Source organism: Kribbia dieselivorans NBRC 106261 (genome assembly GCF_001552435.1).
GTDB lineage: Bacteria > Actinomycetota > Actinomycetes > Actinomycetales > Dermatophilaceae > Kribbia > Kribbia dieselivorans.
The window spans coordinates 1-8,821 of record NZ_BCRE01000197.1 but is presented as its reverse complement, the minus strand read 5'-3'; the positions used below and the strand labels follow the sequence as shown (position 1 = coordinate 8,821).

Here is an 8,821-nt window from a genome sequence, read left to right as displayed (position 1 = left end):
CCCGCCGCGGTACGCGGCCACCCGCGTCGACGCGTCACCGGCGGGTCCGGCCGTGTGCCCCTCCAGTCGGCGCACCGTCGCCCGGGCCAGCGACTCGACGCCGGCCCGGCTCCGCGCGAACGCCAAGGTCTGCACATCGGCGTCGACGAGGTCGGCCATCAGCTCGGCCGCCTCACTGGTCGCCGATCGCCGGGTGTCGTCCGCCTCGGGCGGCTGCCACAGGCCGAACGTCAGCTCCCCGCGGGGCGAATCGTCGCGGGTGACGGCCACGGCGCTCCGGCCGGTCAGCGCACCGGCGTGCACCTGCGGCTCGCTGACCGTCGCGGAGGCGAGCACGAAGACCGGGTCGCTGCCGTACCGCGCCGCCACGCGCCGCAGGCGCCGCAGCACCAACGCGACGTGCGAGCCGAACACGCCGCGGTAGGTGTGGCACTCGTCGACGACGACGTACCGCAGCGCCCGCAGGAACGGCCCCCACTGCCGGTGCCCCGGCAGGAGCGAATGGTGCAACAGGTCGGGGTTGGTCAGCACGACGTTGGCGTGCTGGCGGATCCAGCGGCGTTCGTCCGTGGCGGTGTCCCCGTCGTACGTGGCGGCCCGCACCCCCGGCACCGCCATGGCCTCGATCCGGGCCAGTTGATCGGCGGCCAAGGCCTTGGTCGGGGCGAGGTAGAGACCGGTCACCCCGCGAGCCCGCCACGACGGAGCCTCGTTGGGCCCGGCGCCGTCGACGACGGCGGTGAGCAGGGGCAACAGATAGCCGAGGGACTTGCCCGAGGCCGTGCCGGTCGAGATGACGACGTCCTGGCCGGATCGCACCACGTCGGCGGCCTCGCGCTGGTGGCCCCACAACCGCTCGATTCCGGCCGTTCGCAGGGACTCGGCCACCGGCGGCGCCACCCATTCGGGCATCTCGGAGGTGCGGGCCGGGCGTGCAGCAATCCGCTCGACATGCCGCAGGCGACCCGGGCGTGACTGGGCGAGGGCGGCCAGCCGGGCCGCCGGCGTGTGGGGGAAAACGGTCATCGTCGTCTACCGTAGGCGTGGCCTGAACATTGGCCGAATGCACGGCTGCCCACGAGGGATCTGGAGAACACGGCATGAACCTGTCGGTGACGACGACCGAACAGGACGGTACGACCGTCATCACGGCGGGCGGTGAGATCGACGTGTACACCGCACCCAAGCTCCGCGATGCACTCGACCAACAGATCAGTGCGGGCCGCCTCGACCTGATCGCCGACCTCTCTGGAGTCTCGTTCATCGACTCGACCGGACTGGGTGTCCTCGTCGGTCGCCTGCGCTACCTGACCACGCACGAGGGCAGCCTGCGGGTGGTCACGCAGTCCGAGCGGGTCCTGCGTGTTTTCGACATCACCGGGCTGGATGCGGTCTTCCCCATCCACGCCACGCTCGAGGAGGCCTGCACCGCGGCGCGCGCGCAGCACACCCACGTGGGCCGGCACCGCAGCCACCCCTGAGGGGCGACTTCCGCATTTCTCCACCCGAGGGTGGCGAATTCCGTTGTACCGTGGCAGTTCCCGCGTGGTCAGAGGTGACCGCGCAGCGGCCTCTCAGGAGCGCGCATGGCCCCAACACTGGCGCCCTCGTCCATCCAGTTGGAGCGACTGGACGTCACCCTCGTGGTGATCGTTGCCGTGCTGGCGGTGTTCGCCTTGGTCATGGCCGTCGTGTTCCGGCGCCAGGTCTTGGCCGCCGACCCGGGCACGAAGGCGATGCAGGAGATCGGATCGGCCATCCAGGAGGGCGCGTTCGCCTACCTCAACCGGCAGTTCCGCACCCTGTCGATCTTCGCCGTCCTGGGGTTCCTGCTCCTGCTCGCCCTGCCCGCCCCGGACCAGGCCGCCCGCTGGGGCCGCAGCATCTTCTTCCTCCTCGGCGCGGGTTCCTCGGCGGCGATCGGTTATCTGGGGATGAGTCTGGCCGTCCGGGCCAACGTGCGGGTCGCCTCGGCCGCCCGGGACGGAGACCGCGAGGGCAGCATGCGGATCGCGTTCCGCACCGGCGCCGTCGTCGGCATGGCCACCATCGGCCTGGGTCTGCTCGGAGTCTCGATCGCCGTCCTGATCTTCGAAGGTGACGCCCCGCGCGTGCTCGAGGGCTTCGGCTTCGGGGCGGCGCTGCTGGCCATGTTCATGCGCGTCGGCGGTGGCATCTTCACCAAGGCCGCCGACGTGGGCGCCGACCTGGTCGGCAAGGTCGAGGCCGGCATCCCCGAGGACGATCCCCGCAACGCCGCGACGATCGCCGACAACGTCGGTGACAACGTCGGCGACTGTGCCGGGATGGCCGCCGACCTCTTCGAGTCCTATGCCGTGACGCTGGTGGCCGCGCTGATCCTCGGCGCCGCGGCGTTCGGTCATCAGGGGCTCGTGCTGCCGCTGCTCATCCCGGCGGTCGGGGTGCTCACCGCGCTCCTGGGCGTGTACACGACCCGCGCCGCACCAGGGGTCAACCCGCTCCACTCGATCCAACGCTCGTTCACCATCTCGGCCATCGTCTCGGCGGTCCTGGCAGCCGTCGTCATCTGGCTGTACCTGCCGCGCTCCTACGACGGCCTGCTGCAGGTCACCGACGCCTCCGGAGCGCCGTGGAGCACGCCGCCGGTCGCGGCCACCCTCGCGGTCGTCATCGGCATCGCGCTGGCCGCGATCATCCTCCATCTGACCGGGTACTTCACCGGCACCGACTCCCGGCCCACCCAGGACGTCGCGCGCACCACGGCCACCGGCGCGGCCACCGTGGTGCTGGCCGGTATCGGCCTGGGCTTGGAGTCGGCCGTGTACAAGGTCGGCGTGCTCGCCGCGGCCGTGTGGGCCGCCCACATGCTCGGCGGCGGAGTCGTCACCCTCGGCCTCTTCTACGTCGCCCTGGCCGGGTGCGGCCTGCTGACCACGGTCGGCGTCATCGTCGCCATGGACACGTTCGGCCCGGTCTCCGACAACGCCCAGGGCATCGCCGAGATGTCGCAGGATGTCGACGAGGAGGCCGCGGCGCTCCTGACCGAACTCGACGCGGTCGGCAACACGACCAAGGCGATCACCAAGGGCATCGCCATCGCCACCGCGGTGCTCGCCGCGACGGCCCTGTTCGGCTCCTACACCGATGCCTGGCTCAGCGAACTGACGCGCCTGCGCGACCAGGGCACGATGACCGCCGCAGACATCCTCGCCTCGGCCACGTCGACGAACACCTCGGTCGTGGCCTCGACCACCCTCGTCGGCCTGCTCATCGGATCGGCCGTCGTGTTCATGTTCTCCGGTCTGGCCATCTCGGCGGTCACCCGCGCGGCCGGCGCGATCGTCCACGAGGTGCGCCGCCAGTTCCGCGAGCACCCGGGGATCATGACGTACGACGAGAAACCGGAGTACGGCCGCGTCGTCGACATGTGCACCAAGGACTCGTTGCGCGAACTCGCGACCCCCGGCCTGCTGGCCCTGATGATGCCGATCGCCGTCGGTTTCGGCTTGGGGATCGGGGCGCTGGCCGGATTCCTCGCCGGGGCGATCTCGACCGGTGCGCTCATGGCGGTGTTCCTGTCCAACGCCGGTGGCGCCTGGGACAACGCCAAGAAGATCATCGAGGACGACCCGGCCGGCAAGGGCAGCGATGCCCACGCCGCGGCGGTCATCGGCGACACCATCGGCGACCCGTTCAAGGACACCGCCGGCCCGGCCATCAACCCGCTCATCAAGGTGATGAACCTCGTGGCCGTGCTCATCGCGCCGGCCGTGGTCGTGCTGACGTTCGGCGATGTGTCGTCCTGGGTGCGCTTCGCCATCGCCCTGGTCGCGTTCGGGATCGTCGTGGTGGCCGTCGCCATCTCGCGCGGGCGGGGTCTGGCGCTGGCCACGTGAGGGGCGCGTCGGGCAGCGGTGGCGGGTTAGGCTGACCTCCTGTTCGGCCGGACCGGCCGAGGAAGGACTCCCACCCCGTGCTCGTCCGCCTTCTCCGTAGGTTTCTGCGGCCGGATTCCGGCCTGCTCACCCTGCTCGTCGTCCTCCAGGTCGCCTCGACCGTCGCGACCCTCTATCTCCCCAGCCTCAACGCCCGGATCATCGATGAGGGTGTCGTCCAGGGCGACACCGGCTTCATCATGCGCACCGGCACGTGGATGCTGGCCGTCTCGTTGCTCCAGGTCCTGGCCACCATCGGCGCCACGTGGATCGCTGCGCGCTCGACCGCGCTCATGGCCGTGCGCCTGCGCGCCGCGGTGTTCTCCCGGGTCGGCGACTTCTCTGCCCAGGAGGTCGCGCGCTTCGGCGCTCCGACCCTGATCTCCCGGGCCACGAACGACGTGCTGCAGGTGCAGCAGGTCGGGTTCATGGGCGCCGCGATGCTCCTGCCCGCGCCGATGATGATGGCCGGAGGCGTGTTCATGGCCTTGCGCGAGGATCCGGGCCTGTCGTTGTTGCTCGTCGTCGCCGTGCCGCTGCTCGGTCTGGTCGTCGGTGTCGCCATCTCGCGGATGGTGCCGCAGTTCCGATCCATGCAGACCAGCGTCGACACGGTCAACCGCATCCTGCGTGAGCAGATCACCGGCATCCGGGTGGTGCGCGCCTTCGTGCGCGAACGCACCGAGCAGGAGCGGTTCGGCGAGGCCAACACCCGCTACACGAACACCTCGCTGGCGGTGGGCCGGCTCATGGCGCTGACGTTCCCGACGGTGATGTTCATCGTCAACGCCTCGACCGTCGCGCTGATGTGGTTCGGCGCCAAGCGCATCGAGACCGGTCACCTCCAGGTGGGCCAGCTCGTCGCGTTCCTGACCTACCTCATGCTCATCTTCATGTCGGTGATGATGGCGACGTTCATGTCGATGATGATCCCGCGCGCGGCCGTCTCCGCCGGTCGCATCGACGAGGTCCTCTCGACGGACAGCTCGGTGGTCGACCCGGAGCAGCCACGTGAGATCCCGGCCGGCCCGGTGACCGTCGCGCTGAGCGGCGTCGACTTCTGCTACCCCGGCGCCGAGCACTCGGTGCTGCACGACATCACCTTCACCGCCCGGCCCGGCGAGACGACCGCCATCATCGGGGCCACCGGTTCGGGCAAGACGACCCTGGTCAACCTCATCCCGCGCCTGTACGACGTCACCGACGGCGCGGTGACCTTCAACGGGGTCGATCTGCGCGAGGCCGCGCTGGGCAAGGTGTGGGCGCACTGCGGCCTGGTCCCGCAGAAGGCGCTGCTCTTCACCGGCACCATCGGTTCGAATCTCCGTCTGGGTCGCCCGGAGGCCACCGACGGCGAGCTCTGGGAGGCGCTGCGCATTGCCCAGGGTGAGGATTTCGTGCGCGCCATGCCCGACGGACTCGACTCCGCGGTCGCCCAGGGCGGCACGAACGTCTCCGGCGGTCAGCGCCAGCGTCTGGCCATCGCCCGGGCCATCGTCGCGCGCCCGGACGTGTATCTCTTCGACGACGCGTTCTCCGCGCTCGACACCGCCACCGACGCCCGGTTGCGGGCGGCGCTCCGCCCCGCCACCCGCGACGCGACCGTCATCGTCGTGGCCCAACGGGTCTCGACCATCCTCGAGGCCGACCAGATCGTCGTCCTCGAGGCCGGCCGCGTCGTCGGCATCGGCACCCACCGCGAGTTGCTCGCCGGGTGCGAGACCTATCGCGAGATCGTCGAGTCGCAACAGGCCGACGACCAGAGCCGACCGGAGGTGAGCGCGTGAGCGCCGAAGTCGCCCAGCACGACGAGGACAAGGCCGCCGCCTCTCGCCGCCAACCGACCCGCGCCGGCGGGGGCCCGCACGGCATGCCCATGGGTGGCGACAAGGCCAAGAACTTCGGCACGTCCGCCAAGCGGTTGCTCGGCCGGCTCAAGCCCGAACGCGCGCTCCTGCTCACCGTCGTGGGCCTGACGATCATCAGCGTCATCTTCACCGCCCTGGGGCCGCGTGTCCTAGGTCGGGCCACCGACCTGATCTTCGCCGGTTTCGTCGGATCGCAGATGCCGGCCGGAACGACGCAGGACCAGGTGGTGCAGGGGCTGCGGGCGCAGGGGCAGGGACAGGTCGCCGACATGGTGGCCGGGATGCCCAACCTCGTGCCCGGCCAGGGCATCGACTTCGGCGCATTGGCGCGGGTGTTGCTGGTCGTGCTCGGTCTCTATCTCATCGGTGCGGTCTTCTCGTGGGCGGCCAACCACCTGCTCGCGGGCGTGGTCAATCGGACCATCTTCCGACTGCGCTCCGATGCCGAGGACAAGCTCGCGCGCCTGCCGCTGCCGTACTTCGACTCCCAGCCGCGTGGTGAACTGCTCTCGCGCGTGACCAATGACATCGACAACGTCGCCCAATCGCTGCAGCAGACGTTGGGGCAGTTGCTCACGTCCCTGCTGACGGTCGTCGCGATGCTCGCGATGATGTTCTGGATCTCGCCGCTGCTGTCGATCATCGCGTTGCTGACGATCCCGCTCGCCGCTGGGCTCACCGCGTTCATCGGTGGCCGCGCCCAGGGGCACTTCAAGGACCAGTGGGCCGCCACCGGGCGGGTCAATGCCGTGGTCGAGGAGACCTTCTCCGGCCACGACCTCGTCAAGGTCTTCGGTCGTCAGGCCGACAACGAGGCCCAGTTCGCCGAGCGCAACCACGAGTTGGGCAAGGCCGGTTTCAGCGCCCAGTTCATCAGCGGCATCATCATGCCCGCCATGCAGTTCATCGGGAACCTGTCGTACGTCGCGGTCGCCGTCGTCGGTGGCCTGCGGGTGGCCAGCGGCGCGATGTCCGTCGGTGACGTCCAGGCGTTCATCCAGTACTCGCGCCAGTTCACCCAGCCGCTGACGCAGGTCGCGTCGATGTCGAACCTGCTGCAATCCGGAGTCGCGTCGGCCGAGCGGATCTTCGAGGTCCTGGACGCCGAGGAGGAACGGCCGGACCCGGTCACCGCGCCGGCGGACGGGCACGGCCACGGGCGGGTGGAGTTCGAGGACGTGTCGTTCTCCTACGACCCGCAGCGTCCGCTCATCGAACACCTCAACCTGACCGTCGAGCCGGGCCAGACCGTGGCCATCGTCGGGCCGACCGGCGCGGGCAAGACGACGCTGGTCAACCTGATCATGCGGTTCTACGAACTCGACGGCGGCCGGATCACCTTCGACGGCGTCGACATCGCCACGATGCCGCGCCAGCAGCTGCGTGGCGAGATCGGCATGGTGCTGCAGGACACGTGGCTGTTCAGTGGCACGATCCGCGAGAACATCGCGTACGGCCGGCCCGGGGCCACCGACGAGGAGGTCCTCGCGGCGGCCAAGGCGGCGTACGTCGACCGCTTCGTCCACGCCCTGCCTGACGGGTACGACACGAAGATCGGCGACGACGGCGGCACGATCTCGGCCGGTGAGCGCCAGCTCATCACCATCGCCCGGGCGTTCGTCTCCGAGCCGGCGCTGCTCATCCTCGACGAGGCGACCAGTTCGGTGGACACCCGTACCGAGTCGCTGGTGCAGTCCGCGCTGACGGCCCTGCGCACCGATCGGACGAGCTTCGTCATCGCCCACCGCCTTTCGACGATCCGCGATGCCGACCTGATCCTGGTCATGGAGGAGGGGCGGATCGTCGAGCAGGGTTCGCACGCCGAGCTCCTCGAGGCCTCAGGTGCGTTCGCTCGCCTATGGCAGGCGCAGTTCGCCGGTGTCGCGGCCTAGGCTGGACGGCGTGTCGATCCTCACCCTGGACCCGGACCTGATTGCCGCGCTGCGCACGGACCTGGACCGCGCCGACTACACCCCCGATGCGGTCGAGGCGCTGCTCGGCCCGGTCGCCGCTGCCGCGTTGCACCGGGAGATGCTCGTGCCGGCCCACCGGGTGCTCATCGGCCGGCGCGAACCGCTCGCCACGCTGATCCGGCTGTTGATGATGGGTGACAGCGTCGATCACGCCGACGTCACCGCGGCGCTGCCGACCTTGGGTGTCGCCGGGGCGCTGCGGCTCGGTCTGGTCGCCCCGGAGGGGGACGCCCTCAAGGCGACCTGCGAGATCGCGCCGCACGCGGCCGACGATCGGCATTGGTGGGTGGCCTCCGACCTGTCCGAGATGGTCACCCGCGGCCCGCTGCGTGAGGACCACGTCCTGGGCATCGGCGGGGCCTCGGCCACCCTCATCGCCTGGACGCCGCGGCCCCGCGTGCCTCGGGCGGCCGACATCGGCACCGGCTGTGGGGTGCAGGCCCTGCATCTGGAGGGGCACACCGACGAGGTCGTCGTGACCGACCTGTCGGCGCGAGCCTTGGGCTATGCCCGGTTCAACGCCGCCCTCAATTCGGTGGCGTGGGACGTGCGGGCCGGGTCGCTACTCGAGCCCCTGGCCGGGCAGCGCTTCGATCTCATCGTGTCGAACCCGCCATTCGTCATCACCCCGCGTGGGACCGGCCTGCCGACGTATGAGTACCGCGACGGTGGGGCGGAGGGCGACGCGATCGTCGGGCACTTGGTCCGCCACCTCGGGGAGCATCTCGAGCCGGGCGGGATCGCGCAGTTGCTCGGCAACTGGGAGATCACGTCGACGCAGGACTGGCAGGCGCGCGTGCGTGGGTGGCTGGCCGGCACCGGGCTCGACGCATGGGTCGTGCAGCGCGAGGTCACCGACCCGGCGCAGTACGCCGAGACGTGGGCCCGTGATGGTGGGCATCGCGCCGGGACCGCCGACTTCGAGCAGCAGTACCGCGCGTGGCTGGACGACTTCGCCGCTCGTGGCGTCGAGGCCATCGGCTTCGGCGTCATCACGCTGCAGCGGCCGGCGGAGCCGCGTGACCCGTTCGTTGATCTCATGGAGGCCACCGGCCCGGTGGCC

At 70.4% G+C, this 8,821-nt stretch carries 6 protein-coding genes; 5 read left to right on the top strand and 1 reads right to left on the bottom strand.

The genetic code is table 11. The features are described 5' to 3' along the window. On the bottom strand, positions 1-1,026 hold a 1,026-nt coding region (locus KD1_RS14030; RefSeq protein ID WP_157073369.1), incomplete at its 3' end, for a DEAD/DEAH box helicase. Between the two features lie 74 nt (positions 1,027-1,100). On the opposite strand from KD1_RS14030, the gene KD1_RS14025 reads away from it, so the two are divergent. From KD1_RS14025 to KD1_RS14005, 5 genes are all read left to right on the top strand, one after another. Beyond that, the gene (locus KD1_RS14025; RefSeq protein ID WP_068402944.1) at positions 1,101-1,481 is read left to right on the top strand and encodes an anti-sigma factor antagonist; all 381 of its coding nucleotides are present in this window, start codon (positions 1,101-1,103) and stop codon (positions 1,479-1,481) included. 105 nt (positions 1,482-1,586) lie between these two features. Then, positions 1,587-3,878 carry a sodium-translocating pyrophosphatase gene (locus KD1_RS14020; RefSeq protein ID WP_068402943.1) on the top strand — a complete coding sequence of 764 codons (2,292 nt, stop codon included), beginning with the start codon at positions 1,587-1,589 and terminating at the stop codon, positions 3,876-3,878. A gap of 77 nt (positions 3,879-3,955) precedes the next feature. After that, a complete protein-coding gene (locus KD1_RS14015; RefSeq protein WP_068402941.1) occupies positions 3,956-5,704 on the top strand; it encodes an ABC transporter ATP-binding protein in 1,749 nt (582 codons plus the stop codon). Further along, the gene (locus KD1_RS14010; protein WP_068402939.1) at positions 5,701-7,677 is read left to right on the top strand and encodes an ABC transporter ATP-binding protein; all 1,977 of its coding nucleotides are present in this window, start codon (positions 5,701-5,703) and stop codon (positions 7,675-7,677) included. The genes KD1_RS14015 and KD1_RS14010 overlap by 4 nt, the downstream gene beginning before the upstream one ends. Positions 7,678-7,687: 10 nt before the next feature. After that, a partial coding sequence (locus tag KD1_RS14005; RefSeq protein WP_068402937.1) for a DUF7059 domain-containing protein occupies positions 7,688-8,821 on the top strand: 1,134 nt, incomplete at its 3' end.